13 protein-coding genes are annotated in these 17,037 nt (G+C 58.7%); 7 read left to right on the forward strand and 6 right to left on the reverse strand.

Annotation, left to right across the window (positions count from 1 at the left end):
* The first annotated feature begins 5 nt into the window (after positions 1–5).
* From IBT46_RS14700 to btsR, 3 genes are all read left to right on the forward strand, one after another.
* Positions 6–761 (forward strand): amino acid ABC transporter ATP-binding protein, encoded by a 756-nt coding sequence (locus IBT46_RS14700; RefSeq protein WP_105592427.1) that lies wholly within the window; start codon positions 6–8, stop codon positions 759–761.
* Between the two features lie 155 nt (positions 762–916).
* Positions 917–2,605, forward strand: a complete 1,689-nt coding sequence (locus tag IBT46_RS14705) for a sensor histidine kinase (protein ID WP_200546287.1) — start codon at positions 917–919, stop codon at positions 2,603–2,605.
* Positions 2,599–3,318, forward strand: coding sequence for a two-component system response regulator BtsR (gene btsR, locus IBT46_RS14710; protein WP_105592425.1), 720 nt, complete (start codon positions 2,599–2,601; stop codon positions 3,316–3,318). Before IBT46_RS14705 ends, btsR begins: the two co-directional genes overlap by 7 nt.
* A 35-nt stretch (positions 3,319–3,353) precedes the next feature.
* Here btsR and IBT46_RS14715 read toward each other — a convergent pair whose 3' ends face one another.
* Entirely contained in the window at positions 3,354–4,181 is an 828-nt protein-coding gene (locus tag IBT46_RS14715) for a protein bax (RefSeq protein ID WP_200546288.1), read from the reverse strand.
* A 315-nt stretch (positions 4,182–4,496) separates the two neighbouring features.
* Between IBT46_RS14715 and IBT46_RS14720 the strand changes: the two genes are divergently transcribed.
* On the forward strand, positions 4,497–6,527 hold the full coding sequence (locus tag IBT46_RS14720; RefSeq protein WP_200546289.1) for an alpha-amylase: 2,031 nt from the start codon (positions 4,497–4,499) through the stop codon (positions 6,525–6,527).
* A 144-nt stretch (positions 6,528–6,671) separates the two neighbouring features.
* Here the strand turns inward: IBT46_RS14720 and yjiA are convergent, their stop codons facing one another.
* The 3 genes from yjiA to IBT46_RS14735 all read right to left on the reverse strand — a co-directional run bounded on the left by yjiA (position 6,672) and on the right by IBT46_RS14735 (position 10,093).
* On the reverse strand, positions 6,672–7,649 hold the full coding sequence (gene yjiA / locus IBT46_RS14725) for a GTPase (RefSeq protein WP_200546290.1): 978 nt from the start codon (positions 7,647–7,649) through the stop codon (positions 6,672–6,674).
* An 11-nt stretch (positions 7,650–7,660) separates the two neighbouring features.
* Complete coding sequence (locus IBT46_RS14730) at positions 7,661–7,864, reverse strand: YbdD/YjiX family protein (protein WP_105592421.1); 204 nt, start codon at positions 7,862–7,864, stop codon at positions 7,661–7,663.
* Positions 7,865–7,939: 75 nt separating this feature from the next.
* Entirely contained in the window at positions 7,940–10,093 is a 2,154-nt protein-coding gene (locus tag IBT46_RS14735) for a carbon starvation CstA family protein (protein WP_200546291.1), read from the reverse strand.
* Positions 10,094–10,456: 363 nt separating this feature from the next.
* Between IBT46_RS14735 and IBT46_RS14740 the strand changes: the two genes are divergently transcribed.
* Genes IBT46_RS14740 through IBT46_RS14750 form a run of 3 tightly spaced genes read left to right on the forward strand, consistent with a single transcriptional unit; the run spans position 10,457 to position 13,870 of the window.
* Positions 10,457–10,882, forward strand: coding sequence for a GNAT family N-acetyltransferase (locus IBT46_RS14740; protein ID WP_200546292.1), 426 nt, complete (start codon positions 10,457–10,459; stop codon positions 10,880–10,882).
* A gap of 55 nt (positions 10,883–10,937) precedes the next feature.
* Positions 10,938–13,106, forward strand: a complete 2,169-nt coding sequence (locus IBT46_RS14745; RefSeq protein ID WP_370569464.1) for a hypothetical protein — start codon at positions 10,938–10,940, stop codon at positions 13,104–13,106.
* On the forward strand, positions 13,076–13,870 hold the full coding sequence (locus tag IBT46_RS14750; protein ID WP_234480131.1) for a DUF3142 domain-containing protein: 795 nt from the start codon (positions 13,076–13,078) through the stop codon (positions 13,868–13,870). Before IBT46_RS14745 ends, IBT46_RS14750 begins: the two co-directional genes overlap by 31 nt.
* On the opposite strand, the gene IBT46_RS14755 is transcribed toward IBT46_RS14750, so the two are convergent.
* Both IBT46_RS14755 and IBT46_RS14760 read right to left on the reverse strand, forming a co-directional pair.
* Positions 13,848–15,500, reverse strand: coding sequence for an ABC transporter ATP-binding protein (locus IBT46_RS14755; protein ID WP_200546293.1), 1,653 nt, complete (start codon positions 15,498–15,500; stop codon positions 13,848–13,850). The genes IBT46_RS14750 and IBT46_RS14755 overlap by 23 nt on opposite strands.
* The gene (locus IBT46_RS14760) at positions 15,487–17,013 is read right to left on the reverse strand and encodes a Sapep family Mn(2+)-dependent dipeptidase (protein WP_200546294.1); all 1,527 of its coding nucleotides are present in this window, start codon (positions 17,011–17,013) and stop codon (positions 15,487–15,489) included. Before IBT46_RS14760 ends, IBT46_RS14755 begins: the two co-directional genes overlap by 14 nt.
* Positions 17,014–17,037 lie beyond the last annotated feature (24 nt).

The raw sequence follows: 17,037 nt of genomic DNA on the forward strand, positions 1-17,037 counted from the left end.
AGCCGATGTTGACGATTAGCAAGCTGAATAAATTTTATGACAAAACCCACGTGCTGAAGGACGTTGATCTTTCGGTGGCGCAGGGGGAAGTGGTGGCGATTATCGGGCCTTCCGGCTCGGGCAAATCAACGCTGCTGCGCTGCATCAATCTGTTGGAGAAGCCGGAAAGCGGCACGCTGACCATTGACGATCTGACGGTGGATGTCGCCAAAATCAGTACCAAACAGGAAAACGCCCTGCGCCAGCAAACCGGCATGGTGTTCCAGCACTACAACCTGTTTAAAAATAAAACCGCACTGCAAAACATCACCGAAGGGCTGATTATCGGCAAAAAAATGCCGAAGGCGGAAGCGGATGCCATCGGGCTGAATCTGCTGGAGAAAGTGGGTCTGCGCGAGAAGGCCGACAGCTATCCGGCGATGCTTTCCGGCGGCCAGCAGCAGCGCGTGGCGATTGCCCGTTCGCTGGCGGTGAAGCCGAAGGTGATCCTGCTGGATGAGCCGACGTCGGCGCTGGACCCTGAACTGGTACAGGAGGTGCTACAGGTGATCCGCTCAATTATCGATCATCAGACCACCATCCTGCTGGTGACCCACGAGATGTCGTTTGCCCGCGATATTGCCGACCGCATTATCTTTATGGCCGACGGCGCGATCGTGGAAGACGGCGAGCCGGAGCAGATCTTTACCCGGCCGCAGCATCAGCGCACCCAGCGCTTCCTGCTCAGCTATCAAAATGACGTCAGCGGGCATCGCCCGTAAGCGACTCTCCTTAACGGGCAGCGCTGCGGTGCTGCCCGATTTCACTTCTCAACGTAAAAAGTAACCTGCGCGATCGCATTTTTCTGGCCTGTGGCAAAGAAACGTTTCGCTAATAGCGGTATGTTATCCGCCTTAACGGTTGTGGACGGCAGGGCATGTACGAGTTCAATTTAGTTTTACTGCTGTTGCAGCAGATGTGTGTGTTTCTGGTTATTGCCTGGCTGATGAGCAAAACCCGCCTGTTTATCCCGCTGATGCAGGTCACGGTTCGCCTGCCGCACAAGCTGCTGTGCTACATCACCTTCTCCGTGTTCTGCATTATGGGCACCTACTTTGGTCTGCATATCGAAGACTCCATCGCCAACACCCGGGCGATCGGCGCGGTAATGGGCGGCCTGCTCGGCGGCCCGGTGGTCGGTGGCCTGGTCGGGCTGACCGGCGGTCTGCACCGCTACTCGATGGGGGGAATGACCGCGCTGAGTTGCATGGTTTCCACCATTACCGAAGGGCTGCTCGGCGGGCTGCTGCACAGTATTTTGATCCGGCGGGGGCGCATCGATAAGCTGTTCAACCCGCTGACCGCGGGCGCAATCACCTTTGTGGCCGAAGTGGTGCAGATGCTGATTATCCTGCTGATCGCCCGGCCGTTTCAGGATGCCCTGCACCTGGTGGGCAGCATCGCCGCGCCGATGGTGGTGACCAATACCCTGGGGGCGGCGATGTTTATGCGCATCCTGCTCGATAAGCGGGCGATGTTTGAAAAATATACCTCGGCGTTTTCCGCCACCGCGCTGAAGGTGGCGGCTTCCACCGAAGGGATACTGCGGCAGGGCTTTAACGAAGAAAACAGCATGAAGGTGGCGCAGGTGCTGTACAAAGAGCTGGATATCAGCGCCGTGGCGATCACCGATCGGGAGAAGCTGCTGGCGTTTACCGGTATCGGCGACGATCACCATCTGCCCGGTAAACCGATCTCTTCCAGCTATACCTGGCGCGCCATCGAAGGCGGTGAGGTGGTTTATGCCGACGGCAACGAAGTGCCTTACCGCTGTTCGCTGCACCCTAACTGCAAGCTGGCCTCGACGCTGGTGATCCCACTGCGCGGAGAGAATCAGCGGGTGATTGGCACCATCAAACTGTATGAGGCGCGTAACCGCCTGTTCAGCTCGATCAACCGCACGCTGGGGGAGGGGATTGCGCAGCTGCTGTCGGCGCAGATCCTGGCGGGGAAATACGAGCGGCAGGAGGCGCTGCTGGCGCAGTCGGAGATCAAGCTGCTGCATGCTCAGGTTAACCCGCACTTCCTGTTTAACGCGCTGAATACCCTGAAAGCGGTAATCCGCCACGACGGCGATCGTGCCGGGCAGCTGGTGCAATATCTGTCGACCTTTTTCCGTAAAAACCTCAAGCGGCCTTCCGAGATTGTCACGCTGGACAATGAGATTGAGCACATCAACGCCTATCTGCAAATTGAGCTGGCGCGCTTCCAGTCGCAGCTAAGGGTAGAGATGCAGGTGCCGGAGGCGCTGGCGCATCAGCATTTACCGGCCTTCACGCTACAGCCGATTGTGGAAAATGCCATTAAGCACGGCACTTCGCAGCTGCTGGGCAACGGGGCGATTACCATCCGCGCCCGCAGTGAAGGGCAACATGTGATCGTCGAAGTAGAGGATAATGCCGGGCTATATCAGCCGAAAAGCAGCGGCAATGGATTAGGCATGAGCCTGGTGGATAAGCGTCTGCGCGCGCGATTTGGTGACGGCTACGGGCTGACGGTCAGCTGCGAGCCGGACTGCTTTACCCGCGTGACGCTACGCCTGCCGATGGAGGAAACCGCATGTTAAGAGTGCTGATTGTTGATGATGAGCCGCTGGCGCGCGAAAACCTGCGCTTCCTGCTGCAGGACGAGAGCGATATCGAGATTGTCGGCGAATGCAGCAATGCGATTGAGGCGATTGGAGCAGTGAATAATCTGCGGCCGGACGTACTGTTTCTGGACATCCAGATGCCGCGCATCAGCGGGCTGGAGATGGCCGGGATGCTCGACCGGCGGCATCGTCCCTATATTGTGTTTCTGACCGCCTTTGATGAGTACGCGATCCAGGCGTTTGAGGAACATGCCTTTGACTATCTGCTAAAGCCCATCGAGCAGCAGCGGCTGGGCAAGACGCTGGCGCGGCTGCGGCAGGAGCGGCAGGTACAGGATATTTCTCTGCTGCCGGAGAACCAGCAGCCGCTGAAGTATATTCCCTGTAGTGGGCACAGCCGCATCTGGCTGCTGCAAATGGATGAGGTGGCGTTCGTCAGCAGCCGCATGAGCGGCGTTTACGTCACCAGCCAGGACGGAAAAGAGGGCTTTACCGAGCTGACGCTGCGCACGCTGGAGAGCCGCACGCCGCTGCTGCGCTGCCATCGACAGTATCTGGTGAATATGACTCAGCTAAAGGAAATCCGCCTGGAGGACAACGGTCAGGCGGAGCTGCTGCTGCGCGACGGCCATACCGTACCGGTAAGCCGCCGCTATCTGAAAAGTCTGAAGGAAGCACTGGGGCTGTAGGCCAGCTGGCCCGACAGCCCGTTAAAGGCGGGAAGTTACATATGTGCAGCAATCAGCTGCTGGTTATCCTGATACATGGCGAACAGGTAGTTGTTATAGCTCTGACCACGGGTGGAATAGCCCTTCAGCTTGTGGATCATCGCCGTTGCCGTCACTTCCTGATCCGCTTTGCGCAGCTGAGCACGGGACTTACGGAACGACGCATAGGCCGCGTGGGTATTCAGGTTAGCCACGTAAGCCGCAACTGACTCCTGCACGGAATCATAGCGGGAGTAGCCTTTCACCTTGCCTGGCCCATTTTTACAGCCCCCTTTCGCGCATTTCATGCCGAAAAGATTGTTGTTGCTGCGCGTCAGCTTCGAGGTGCCCCAGCCGCTCTCTGCCGCCGCCATGGTGGCGACCATGCTGTCGGGGATAATATCCACGCGGTCCAGCAGCGCGTCCCACGGGATACGGCGCGTATTGCCGGACCAGCTCACTTTGTAGCGTGTGGCAATATCCTTCATGCGCGCGCGTTCCGCAGGCGACCACTGACTGGTGTACTGCTTACTGAGCAGCCAGTTACGCTCGGCGGTAATCGCCGCGTTCTGGCTGGTGATATAAGGCATGACCGTCCGGAGAAACGCTTTTTTCCTTGGGGTTCCGGAAGGGTATTTTCGCAAATCAGGAAGTGAACTACTCTTAACACTATTGCGAGAATACTCTTGTTTACTGCTTGCCTGTTTCTTAACGCTGGTCTTAACGACGTGGGCTTTGTGACTCGTTGTTTCTGCGTGCGTCTTTGCCAGCACGCCCCCTGAAAACATCAGGGTGAAAAACATGAGTATCGCCGCCCCAGGTCGTCGCTTGGGTATCGATATCATTAGCTCTCCTGGTCGAATGTAAGCATTCCAATCCTTTCGTTATGCGCTTTTTTGTCGGATGAATCGGAAATTGTACCAAAAATAACCTCGCAGGGCACGTACAGAAATAGTCCAATTCCGAAATCATGTCACGATAAATCGTATAAAAATCGATCAAATATTGATGCAAATAGTGTTTTTCGCCCTGCAAAAATGTCGTGAAAACGGTCTATTTTCTCATCCCTGCCTCTCCTCCCTGCGGATTTTTAAAGGGGATGATTCCCCCGTTTTACTTCAGCGGCACACTGGGGAAAATCGCCATGACGGGGCTCTTTAATGAAACACTCAGCGTTACTTCTGCTCTTGCTGCCCGGTGTTGCCTGCGCTAACTGGACCGCGTCTGACTTCCCTCCCTTGACCGACGACGGCACCGGTGTCTGGCGCAGCCAGGCCGCGCTGAAAAAAGGCGCGCATCCGATAACTCTGAAGCAGGGCGAGCAGTGCTGGCAGCCATCGGGCGACATCAGGCTTAATCAGATGCTGTCGCTAAAACCCTGCAGCGGCAGCGCGCCGCAGTGGCGAATTTTCCGCGACGGTGATTATCAGGTGCAGCTGGATACCCGTTCCGGTACACCCACGCTGCTGCTGAGCGTGAAGAGTGCGGGCGATGCGCCTGCCGTCGTGGCTCGCCAGTGCCCGGTGAGCAGTGGGAAACCGCTGACTATCCCCGTCGGGCAAACCTTTGCTGAAGGCAGCGTGGTGCGGGACTTTTACAGCCAGCAAACCGCCACCGTCCGCGACGGAAAAATTACCCTGCTGCCAGCGGCGGAAAGTAACGGACTCCTGCTGCTGGAAGCAGAGAAAACCCATCAGGCAGCAGCGTTTCAGTGGCACAACGCCACGGTCTATTTCGTGCTGACCGACCGTTTTGCCAATGGCGATCCGTCAAACGACCACAGCTACGGGCGGCATAAAGACGACATGCAGGAGATCGGCACCTTTCACGGCGGCGATCTGAAAGGCCTGACCGGCAAACTCGATTATTTGCAGCAGCTGGGCGTTAACGCGCTGTGGATCAGCTCGCCGCTGGAGCAGATCCACGGCTGGGTGGGTGGCGGCACGAAAGGCGATTTCCCGCACTATGCCTACCACGGCTATTACACCCAGGACTGGACGCGGCTGGATGCCAACATGGGCGATGAAAACGACCTGCGTACGCTGGTGGATGAGGCACACCGGCGCGGCATCCGCGTGCTGTTTGACGTGGTAATGAATCACGCGGGCTACGCGACGCTGGCGGATATGCAAACTTATCAGTTCGGCGCGCTGTATCTGAACGAGCCCGAGCGCGGCAAGATCCTCGGTGAACGCTGGACCGACTGGCAGCCCGCCGCCGGGCAGAACTGGCACAGCTTTAACGACTACATCAACTTCAGCGACAAAACCGCCTGGCAAAACTGGTGGGGGAAAAAGTGGATACGCACCGATATTGGCGATTACGACAACCCCGGTTTTGACGACCTGACGATGTCGCTGGCCTTTTTACCGGATCTGAAAACCGAATCCACCGCGCCTTCCGGGCTGCCGCTGTTTTATCGCCATAAGCCCGATACCGCCGCGCGGGAAATTGCCGGAGCCACGCCGCGCGATTACCTGACTCACTGGCTGAGCCAGTGGGTGCGCGACTACGGCATCGACGGTTTCCGCGTGGATACCGCCAAACACGTTGAGCTGGAAGCCTGGCAGCAGCTGAAAACGCAGGCCAGCGAGGCGCTGGCGGCGTGGAAACAGGCTAACCCGCAGAAAAAAATCGATGATGCGCCGTTCTGGATGACCGGTGAATCCTGGGGGCACGGCGTGATGCAAAGTGCCTACTACCAGCACGGCTTCGATGCGATGATCAATTTTGATTACCAGGATCAGGCCGCCAGCGCGGCGGATTGTCTGGCGAATATGGACGGTGTCTGGCAGCAGATGGCGGAAAAACTCCAGGATTTCAACGTCCTCAGCTATCTCTCTTCGCACGATACCCGCCTGTTCCGCGAGGGCGGCTCAACGTCGGCAGAGCTGCTGCTACTGGCACCCGGCGCCGTGCAGATCTTTTACGGTGATGAGTCCGCACGTCCGTTTGGCCCGACCGGATCGGACCCGCTACAGGGCACACGATCGGATATGAACTGGCAGGATCTCAACGGAAGCGCGGCGGCCAGCCTGCGGCACTGGCAGCGGATCGGGCAGTTTCGCGCCCGCCATCCGGCGCTGGGCGCGGGGATACAGACCGCGCTGACCCTGCCGCAGGGCTACGGCTTTGTGCGCGAAAAGGGCGATGACCGGGTGATGGTGGTGTGGGCTGGCCGGGAAAAATAAGATGCCAGTCAGGCAGTCTGTCAGCCAGGCAGTGATTCAGTGCCAGGTGGCCGGTAAGGGAAAGGCAGTGGCGGGGATGCGCTGTCGTTGTGCGACGGCTAAACCATGTCGGTTCGCCGTCGCTAACTGAACAGAATGAAATGGCTACTGTGCGGCAGGCGGGTTTGTCTTCAGCCCGTCAAAGGCGCTGCGGATCTCCGCTTCCGGCAGGTTCACACCGATAAACACCAGCGTGCTGTGCGGCTGTTCGTCCGCTTCCCACGGGCGATCCCAGTCGGCGCTGTAGAGCCGCTGCACGCCCTGGAACAGCAGGCGGCACGGCTGGTCGGCGATCCACAGCATCCCCTTATAGCGCAGCAGGCTTTCGGCAAAGCTGCCCAGCAGGTTTTCCATTACCGCCGACACATCACCCAGCACCACCGGGTAGTCAAACTCCACCACGATCGACGAGATGGCGTTCTGCGCCTCGTGAATGCGCTGGAAGCGAGGTTTCGCCACCACCACCTGCTCCTCCAGCATAAAGCCGCGGGTATCAAACAGCAGGGCGAGGTCGATCTGGCCGTGTATTACCGGATAGATCGGCGCGCGGGCGTTGATGCGCTGAAGGCGTTCGGTCAGCGCGGTGTTATCGACGGATACGTCGGTTTTACTCAGCAGAATGCGATCCGCGTAGCCGATCTGTGACTGCGCCAGGCTGAACTGGTTTAACTGCTGGTCGGCATGCACCGCATCCACCAGGGTAATCACTCCGTCCAGCAGATAGCGCTCGCAGATAATTTCGTGGGAGAAGAAGGTTTGCAGGATCGGGCCGGGGTCCGCCATGCCGGTGCATTCAATCACCAGCCGGTCAAAGCTCAGGTTGCCGTTATCCAGACCATCGAGCAAATCCAGCAGTGCATCTTCCAGCTCGTTAGAGCGGGTGCAGCAGATACAGCCGTTGGTCAGGGTGGTAATCTGACTGGCGCGATCGCCAATCAGCTGGGTATCTACCGAGACTTCGCCGAACTCATTTTCAATGACGGCGATTTTGTAGTCCTGCTGTTCGTGCAGGATATGTCGCAGCAGGGTGGTTTTACCTGCGCCGAGGAAACCGGTTAAAACGGTGACTGCAATCGGGGTCATAATTGTTCCTGTTAACAGCAGCGCATTCCGCCTTTGCCGTCGCCGCCGTAGCGGGCCTGCTGGCGTTCGCGGAAAAATTCCTTATAGGTCATCACCGGTTTGTCCGGATGATTAGTCTGCATATGCAGGACGTAGGTATCGTAATCGGGGATGCCTACCAGCATTCTTGCCGCCTGACCGAGGTATTTTTTTGCCGCGCCTAAGTTATCAAACATACGCCGCTCCTTTGGTGATCCCCCACCTTCAGGCAGGAGACAGCCCCGCATCGCGGGGCTGAGATTCAGAGATTATCAGTGGCCGGAAGAGACTTTCACCCCTTCTTTCGGCACCGGGACATAAGGCGTTTCTTTGTCGGTGCGCTGATCTGTCTGGCGCGCCTTCATCCACGCTTTAATGCCGTAGAAGATAATACTGTACACCACAATCAGGAACAGGATACTCAGTCCGGCGTTAGTGTAGTTGTTGATCACAATATGATGCATATTGTCGATCTGCTGCTGGGTCAGCTCGGCACCGCCTGCCTGGATACGCTCTTTATACTGCCCGGCCATATAGAAGAAGCCTTCCATCTGCGGGTTGTTGCTGAACAGTTTCAGGCCCAGCGCCCAGGTGGTGCAGATCAGCAGCCAGACGGCTGGCAGCACGGTCACCCAGATGTATTTGGTGCGCTTCATTTTCACCAGCACCACGGTCGCCAGAATCAGCGCCACGGCGGCCAGCATCTGGTTAGAGATACCGAACAGCGGCCACAGGCTCTTCACGCCGCCCAGCGGATCAACCACGCCCTGATACAGCAGGTAGCCCCACAGGCCCACGCAGCCCGCGGTACCGATAATCCCTGCCACCAGCGAGTCGGTTTTCTTCAGGAACGGCACGAAGTTGCCCAGTAGATCCTGCAGCATAAAGCGGCCTGAACGGGTACCGGCATCCAGCGCGGTCAGAATAAACAGCGCCTCAAACAGAATCCCGAAGTGATACCAGAAGCCCATATCGGCCACCGGCACAATCTTGTGGAAGACGTGGGCGATACCCACGGCCAGCGTTGGTGCACCACCGGCGCGGTTCAGTACCGAAGGCTCACCGATGTCTTTCGCCGTTTGCAGGATCTGATCCGGGGTAATTACAAAGCCCCAGGAGCTGACGGTGGCCGCCGCGTGTGCGGTGACGTCTCTCAGCTGCGCCATAATCATCGGCGCGTTTTCACCACCCAGTTCGTGCAGGTTCGGCATGGTGATGCCCAGACCGGCCGGTGGGGTGTTCATCGCAAAGTAGAGGCCCGGTTCGATAATCGACGCCGCAACCAGCGCCATCACCGCCACGAAGGACTCCATCAGCATGGCACCGTAGCCGATAAAGCGCGCGTCGGTTTCACAGGCCAGCAGCTTCGGCGTGGTACCGGAAGCGATCAGCGCATGGAAGCCGGACACCGCGCCGCAGGCGATGGTAATAAACAGGAACGGGAACAGCGCACCTTTCCACAGCGGACCCGTACCATCGATATACTGGGTGATGGCCGGCATTTTCAGCTCAGGGTTGAGGATCACGATGCCGATAGCCAGGCCGACGATCACCCCGATTTTCAGGAAGGTCGCCAGATAGTCGCGCGGTGCCAGAATCAGCCACACCGGCAGCAGGGCGGAAACAAACGCGTAACCGATCAGCGTGAAGGTAATGGTGGTGTCTTTAAAGGTCAGCGCCGGGCCCCAGTACGGGTCGTGCGCAATCACGCCGCCGTAGTAAATGGAGGCCACCAGCAGCACGATACCGATCACCGACACTTCACCCACGCGGCCGGGCCGCAGGTAGCGCATGTAGATGCCCATAAACAGCGCGATCGGCACCGTCGAGCAGACGGTAAATACGCCCCACGGACTTTCCGCCAGCGCCTTCACGACGATCAGCGCCAGCACGGCGAGGATAATAATCATAATCAGGAAGCAGCCGAACAGCGCAATGGTGCCGGGGACCGGGCCCATCTCTTCTTTGATCATCTCGCCAAGCGAAGCGCCGTTACGGCGGGAAGAGATAAACAGCACCATAAAGTCCTGCACCGCCCCGGCCAGCACCACACCCGCCAGCAGCCACAGCACGCCGGGCAGATAGCCCATTTGTGCCGCCAGCACCGGACCAACCAGCGGACCGGCACCGGCAATGGCCGCAAAGTGGTGACCAAACAGCACGTTGCGGTTGGTCGGTACGTAGTTCAGGCCGTCGTTATTAATCACCGCCGGCGTCGATCGCGTTGGATCGAGCTTCATCACCTTCTGGGCGATATACAGGCTGTAAAAGCGGTAGGCGACAAGATAGACCGACACGGAAGCGACGACGATCCACAGTGCACTGATATGCTCGCCGCGCCTCAGGGCAACGACGGCAAGACAACATGCCCCGATGATTCCAAGAATCATCCAGGGGATATGTTTGAATAATGAGTTTTTATTCATAGGAAACCTGGTTTTTATAATTGATGAAAACGATCTCAGCATCCCGGCTGAGCCTCTGAGTTTTTATCGAAGGGCACAAAATCATGCTGGGTATATGGTGGCAATTTTTCCCCCTGAGCGGTGGAAAGAGTGGTTAAGCGGTCATATGCAGCAGTGAGCGGTTGCTTGAGGGGCTGAGCGGTTTCGCTCTGAAGCTAACCCATTGAATTATGTGATGCAGATCTCGCTGGCGGCGAAAGCGGTACAGCTTCATGCTTGTGTCACCGGGAACTGCTATTCTGAGCGACGTTGCTAAGCAGAAATAACTGGCATAAGGTGATGTTTCACAAAGATATGTGTAATCGAACAGGGGATGACCGGGCTATGGAAAACGACGCAGATATTGTTTATCGGGTGAATTATCCGATCACTTCGCAGCAGTTTATCGATCTGCTGAGTGAAACCTCGTTAGGCGCAAGAAGGCCCCTGGCGGATGACGAGCGCATTGCGAAGATGCTGAAGCATGCCAACCTGACGGTGACCGCGTGGCAGGGTGAGGCGCTGGTTGGCGTTGCCCGTTCGGTGACGGATTTCACCTTCTGCTGCTACCTGTCCGACCTCGCCGTGTCCGAAAAGGTACAGAAGGGCGGCATCGGCAAGGCGCTGATTGCGGAAACCTGCCGCCAGCTTGATGCTGCCTGTCGCCTGATACTGATAGCGGCACCGCTGGCAGAAGGCTACTACCCGAAAATCGGCATGGAGCACCACCACAGCGCCTGGACCATTAAGGCCGGTGAGTTTCCTGCTTAAACAGGTACTACTCTTCAGGATGATAATGCGTGATTTCGCAGGAAAGGAGCCGATAGTGAAACATAACAAAGTGTTGGGATGGATGCTGGCAGCAGGCAGCGTGGGGTTGTTCAGCCAGTGGGCGCAGGCTTCATCGGATATGGGGAGCTGCCCCTGGAGTGCTAAAGGGTGCCTGATAAGCAGCCCGCCGGTGCTCGATATAGGTAACGATACCCGCGATAACCTGCTGCGGCTGCTGGGTGAGAAAAAGGCCTTCCCGCTGCCGGTACTGCCGGATTCCATCGATGTTGTTCACAGTCGTAACTACTATTTTGCACCGCATTTGTCGGAATGGTATGACCATATGCAGGATGAGACGGCGCAGGATGCCTCGGTCGCCGAGCTGCCGCTGGCGATGCAGGCCAGGCAGATAGGCGTTGATGATGCGCTGCTGGACGGCTTCCGCCAGCAGAGCGACGGCCTGGAAGACCGCCACGTGTCCAACACGCTCGACTCCGTCGAACAGTTTTACCGCGCGCTGCTGGCGGAAACCTCGCTGACGGCGGAACAGCGCCAGTCGCTGGCACTGGCGCGGCTCAAGGTCAACGGCAGCGCAGAAGCACAGGCCGCTATTGCGGCGTTGAACTACCCGGAAAACACCGTGGCCGGGCAGTTTCAGCGCTATCTGCTGGTGGCAAACCAGTTCTATGCCGGTGACTATGCGACGGCGGCCACCGCCTTCACCGCGCTGAGCGCAGGCCAGCAGCCGTGGCTGGCTGAAACGGCAAGCTACATGCTGATGCGTACAGGATTGAACCGCAGTAGCGCTAAGGCCAGCGGCCTGTACGGTGATTTTGATGTGAAAAACATTGATAAAGCCGCCGCCACGGAGGCGCTTAATCAGGCACAGGCCTATCTGCAAAAATGGCCGGATGGCCTGTATGCCGAATCGGCACGCGGCATGCTGCGCCGCATTAACTGGTATCTTGAGGGCTGGGACTCGCTGGCGCAGGAATCCGAGCAGGCGCTGAAGCAGGCGGGCAGCGTGGAATCGCTCATTTCACTGATATCCGAGGTCGACGATAAGCTGCTCAGTAAGGATCTGACCCGCAACGAGGCGTATTTCCTCAATGCGCCGGATGCCCCGCTGCTGACCTTTACCCAGACGCTGCGCCTGATGCGCAGCACGGAATGCGACGGCAAAGCGCCCTGTGTGGATCGGGCGTATCTTGAGCAGATCAAACCGATTTTCGACAGGGGCCAGCAGCTGCCGCTGTGGCAGTATCTGACGCTGCTGCTGGCGGAGCAGAAGCAGGATTACGCCACGGTACTCGGCGCAATTAAACCGGTGGAATCCCTGCCCGAGCATGACATTCTGGCCTTCAGTCAGCAGGTGCTGTACGGCGACGTGCTGATGGATCAGAAAAACTGGGATGCCGCGCGCCAGCACTGGCTGCATCTGCTCACGATAGCCAAAGATAAAGAGCAGCAGCAGATGCTACAGGCGATGCTGGCGGCAACGCTGGTCAACAGCGGGCAGACCGGACAAATCTTTGCCGCCGACAGCAAGGTGACCAACCTGCGCTACCGCTCGCTGGTATTGAAGAAGCTGGCGACCCCCGACCTGCTGCGTCAGCAGGTAAAAGAGGGGAGCAGCAGCGAAGAGAAGACCATCGCACTGCACACCCTGCTGGTAAAAGACCTGATTGCCGGGCGCTACGACGACTGGCTACAGGATAAGGCCCTGGGCAGCCATATCACCCAGCCGCTGGTGGACAACAGCTTTTCCGACGTCGATCTGACGGTGTTTAACTGGACGGGCGAAAAAGCCGAACCGGGCTATCGCTGTGCCTCGCTGGAGCAGACGGTCAGCACGCTGAACGCCCGTTCCGACGATCCCCACGCGCTGAACTGCCTCGGCGAGTTTTTCCGTACCACGCAGGCGAAGGTGGACAGCTGGCCGGAACAGGATGGGACGCTGGCGTTGGGAGCCGCAGTGGGTGAGGGCAGCGGAGGGGCGCCCAATCGGCAGGCGTACTATACGCAGGTGATCCAGAATCCGCGTGCCGAGCCGGAAGATAAAAGCTTTGCGCTTTACCGTGCGGTGATGTGCTATGCGCCGTCGGGCTACAACGACTGCGGCGGGCAGGATGCTGAACCGGCGGCGCGTAAAGCCTGGTTTAACCGTCTGAAAGCGGACTATCGGGGCGGACCATGGGCGCAGCGGCTCAAATACTACTGGTAATGATGCTGTGCAGTCTGGTGGCCTTTGGCAGTGTCAGTTCCAGCGCGAGCGAAGCCATTGCTGGCAGCACCCGTGCCAGCTCACCGGGTGCCGCCGTTTCATCCGCCGATAGCTATCGCGTCCGTGCCGCCGACCATCGTGCTTTCTGGCTGTGGTCCGGGGTCGGCAGCTCGGCAGAAATGCGTGAGGCAGAGGTGGTCTATCTGCATCAGGGAGAAGTGAATCTGTATCGCGGCAGGCCGGTCTTTGAACGGGTGGGCCTACCGGTCAGCAGGCTTAGCTTCCCCCGTATCTGGCTAACCGTGCGCTTAACCACGCTGGAGATGCCGGACGATATCTCGGCAAGAATCATCGGCCTGATGGCGCGCTGGAGCCAGAGCGGTAATCACGTTGTCGGCCTGCAAATCGACTTCGATGCGGCGACCCAAAAGCTGGATGACTACGCACAGTTCCTGACCGCGCTGCGGCAAAAGCTGCCGCGAGAGTATGCCCTGGGTGTGACCGGGCTGCTTGACTGGGCCAGTACCGGGGACATCGCCACGCTGAACCGCCTGCCGGTGGATGAGCTGGTGGTGCAGACCTATCAGGGGCGGCACAGTGTGCAGGGCTATGCCAGCTATTTGCCCGCGCTACAAAAGTTACATATTCCGTTTCATGTCGGGCTGGTTCAGCACGGCGAATGGGAGCCGCGCTATGAGCGTGAGCTTTCCGCCTCACGCTGGTATCGCGGAACCGTGGTGTTTATGCTGCGTCCTGGGCGTTAGTACGCAGCCGTCGCTTATCCTGCTGATAGCGCGGATCGGCCAGAGGGATACTGTCGATTAGCGCACGCGTGTAGTCACTCTCCGGCCGCGTGAAGATGCGTTCTACGCTGCCCCGTTCGGCCACCTGGCCGTTTTTCAGTACCACAATTGACCGGCACAGGCTGCGTACCACCGCCAGGTCATGGCTGATAAACAGACAGCCAAACTGATATTCCTGCTGCAAATTGCGCAGCAGGGTCAGAATCGACTGCTGGATAGAAACATCCAGCGCCGAAGTGGGTTCATCGGCAATCAGCAGCTGCGGCCGTAGCGCAATGGCCCGGGCAATGGCAATACGCTGGCACTGGCCGCCGGAAAGCTCATACGGGTATCTGTCCCGCCAGGCGGCAGGCAAACCGACCAGGTCGATCAGCGTGCTGACCCGTTTATCGAGCGCGGCGCGATCCAGCGAGGTGTGGGTTATCAGCGGCTCGGCAATCGACTGGCTGATGCTCATCTTCGGATTGAGGGAGCTTGCGGGGTTCTGGAAGATCGCCCCAATCTTAGCCCGGCAGGCCTTTGTGGTGCGATGTTTTGCATCGTAAAGCGGCTCTCCCGCCAGTCGGATGGTGCCGCCGTCCGGTTTGATCATGCCCAGCAGGCTGCGCCCGATGGTCGTTTTCCCGGAACCGGATTCACCCAGCAGGCCAAGAAATTCCCCCTTGCCGATAGCAAAAGAGACGTCGTTAACCACCGGATGACGTCTGCCCAGCGTGGACGCGTAGCTAATGTGCAAATGCTCAACCTGCAACAGCGGCTCGGGCGGCCATGCGGCTGCGTGATGTCCTCCCGTCGCAGAAGGCACGGCGGCAAGCAGCTGTTGGGTATAGGTATGAGCGGGCGCGGAGAACAGTGGGTCAACCGCGTTCTGTTCCACGACTCTGCCATGGCGCATGACCAGCACGCGGTGGGCGATATCCGCCACCACGCCCATATCATGGGTGATCAGCAGCACCGCCATCTGATACTGCTGGTTCAGGCGAAACAGCAGATCGAGGATCTCCTGCTGGGTGGTGACATCCAGCGCGGTAGTTGGCTCATCGGCAATCAGGATTTTCGGCCTTCCGGCCAGCGCAACGGCAATCATGATGCGCTGTATCTGGCCGCCGGAGAACTGATGCGGGTAGCTGCGCAGGCGTTTTTCCGCCTGGGGGATACCGGTCAGCGTCAGCAGCTCAACCGCCCGGGAGCGGCGCTGCGCGGCGGAAAGCTGCGGTTCATAGAGCGCAATCGCTTCATCCATCTGTCGGCCGATGGAAAAAACCGGGTCCAGCGATGCGGAAGGGTCCTGGAAAATCATGGCAATTTCCCGGCCGCGCAGTGCCGCCAGCGATCGGCGGTCCAGCTTCAGCAGGTCGCGATTCTGGTAAATGATCTGTCCTGCCAGGCGCGCATTCCCCGGCAGCAGGCCGGGGATGGCCTGCGCAATGGCGGATTTACCCGCGCCGGATTCACCGATCACCGCCAGAATCTCACCGGCGGCCAGGGTAAACGATACGCCGTCCACCGCCTTCACCTCACCCTGATGGCCCGGATAAATGACCGACAGCTGATTAACGGCTAACAGCGGTGCGGAGTTAGTTGACGCCATCAATCAGTCCCTGCTCCAGCCAGCTGTCCAGGCGGGGTATCGCTACCGCGTACACCTTAAACGCGCGCTTGAGGTTTTCAATCACCACAAACTCATCCGGGCCGTGGGGAGAACCGTGACCGGCCGGAATAAACGCCGGTTTGGTACGCACCGATTGGCCCTGGAACAGTTCGCCTTCAATGCGGCGGAAGCCCGGCCCAAAGGTGATCGAGTTCGGCAGGTAGCGCGCGTGGGTGCCGCCGCCCATGGAGTAAGGCTCGGTAATCACCTCAGCGATGGTGTCGTAGGTTTGCTGCAGGCGCTTCACCAGCTCGCTCTCTTTATCGACGTGGATCGGCGATGCATCGCTGGTGATACTCAGGGTGCCGTTCAGCGGGGCAATGGCCTTGCGCAGGGTTGCCAGCAGTGCGTCTTTGTCGGTCGCCAGCGGATAGCGAATATCCAGATGCAGATTCAGGCCGTTGTGATGTGGGGTAAGCAGGCCTCCGTTGAGCGTAAGCTTACCGGTTGGCGCATCTTCGGCCGCAAAACCGGCGCTGATGCCCCAGGGATCGGCCAGCAGCCGGCTGATAATTCGTGCAGCGTTCAGATCGTCCCCCTCCAGCAGGTTCGCGGCAAGCAGCGCATCCAGCAGCAGCGGGATTGCGTTGCGGGTATTTTCCGGGAACGCGGCGTGGCCGGACTGGCCGCGCGCCGTCAGCTGGACGTTCTGCTCAACGGCAGCAATTGCCAGCACCTGACGTTGCTCTTCCGGCAGGGCGGCAATCGCCTGCTCCAGCCGCGGCGCCTCGCTGGCGGGCAGCGTCAGCGTTGCCGTAGCGGGAACGGCATTCTCCGCCACGCCCGCGTTTACGCCTGTAAGCACCGATCCCACCGGAATATGCAGCACCAGATTCAGTCCGCCTTTCTGCGCGTGGTTCACCGGGAACGCGCCGTCGGTAATGATCGAAAAGCGCGGAACCGGTCCGTGCTCGGCAAAGTATTTAATGTCGGCCATGCCGATCTCTTCCGCTCCGCCGTAAACAATGCGCAGCTTGTGATGCAGCGGCACGCCGAGATCGCGAAAGGCGCGCAGCAGATAAAGATCCAGCAGCGCCGGGCCTTTGTTGTCTGACGATCCACGGCCAATGACAAAACCGTCTTTCTCAAACGGTTTAAACGGTTCGAAGGTCCAGTTATCCCCCGGCGGCACGACGTCGAGATGGGAAATCAGCCCCAGCTCCGGCACGCTATCCCGCGTATCGGCCAGTACCGAAATGGCGTAGCCGTCGTGTTGTTCAGTGGTGAAGCCGTAGCTCTGCGCTTTGCGGATAACGTGCTGGAAGACGTTTTCAACTTCCTGTCCAAAGGGTTTACCCGGTTCGGCGAGCTTCTCATCCCCGACGCTGGGAAAGGCGACCAGCTCCAGCAGATCCTGCACGAACTCCGTACGATGTTGATCGAACCAGTGTTCCAGTTTCTCGCTCAGCGCCAGCTCGTCCTGGCTCAGATGGTGATAGTTTTCAGTCGCCATTACACACTCCTGTTTGGGGAATCG

Origin of the sequence: Erwinia sp. S38, from assembly GCF_016624545.1 — a bacterium.
In the GTDB taxonomy this organism is placed as follows: domain Bacteria; phylum Pseudomonadota; class Gammaproteobacteria; order Enterobacterales; family Enterobacteriaceae; genus Erwinia; species Erwinia coffeiphila.

What these genes read in the sequence shown, in the direction of transcription:
- IBT46_RS14700 (WP_105592427.1), top strand. Translation starts at nt 6, where the DNA reads ATGTTGACGATTAGCAAGCTGAATAAATTTTATGACAAAACCCACGTG.
- IBT46_RS14705 (WP_200546287.1), top strand. Translation starts at nt 917, where the DNA reads ATGTACGAGTTCAATTTAGTTTTACTGCTGTTGCAGCAGATGTGTGTG.
- btsR (WP_105592425.1), top strand. Translation starts at nt 2,599, where the DNA reads ATGTTAAGAGTGCTGATTGTTGATGATGAGCCGCTGGCGCGCGAAAAC.
- IBT46_RS14715 (WP_200546288.1), bottom strand. Translation starts at nt 4,181, where the DNA reads ATGATATCGATACCCAAGCGACGACCTGGGGCGGCGATACTCATGTTT.
- IBT46_RS14720 (WP_200546289.1), top strand. Translation starts at nt 4,497, where the DNA reads ATGAAACACTCAGCGTTACTTCTGCTCTTGCTGCCCGGTGTTGCCTGC.
- yjiA (WP_200546290.1), bottom strand. Translation starts at nt 7,649, where the DNA reads ATGACCCCGATTGCAGTCACCGTTTTAACCGGTTTCCTCGGCGCAGGT.
- IBT46_RS14730 (WP_105592421.1), bottom strand. Translation starts at nt 7,864, where the DNA reads ATGTTTGATAACTTAGGCGCGGCAAAAAAATACCTCGGTCAGGCGGCA.
- IBT46_RS14735 (WP_200546291.1), bottom strand. Translation starts at nt 10,093, where the DNA reads ATGAATAAAAACTCATTATTCAAACATATCCCCTGGATGATTCTTGGA.
- IBT46_RS14740 (WP_200546292.1), top strand. Translation starts at nt 10,457, where the DNA reads ATGGAAAACGACGCAGATATTGTTTATCGGGTGAATTATCCGATCACT.
- IBT46_RS14750 (WP_234480131.1), top strand. Translation starts at nt 13,076, where the DNA reads ATGGGCGCAGCGGCTCAAATACTACTGGTAATGATGCTGTGCAGTCTG.
- IBT46_RS14755 (WP_200546293.1), bottom strand. Translation starts at nt 15,500, where the DNA reads ATGGCGTCAACTAACTCCGCACCGCTGTTAGCCGTTAATCAGCTGTCG.
- IBT46_RS14760 (WP_200546294.1), bottom strand. Translation starts at nt 17,013, where the DNA reads ATGGCGACTGAAAACTATCACCATCTGAGCCAGGACGAGCTGGCGCTG.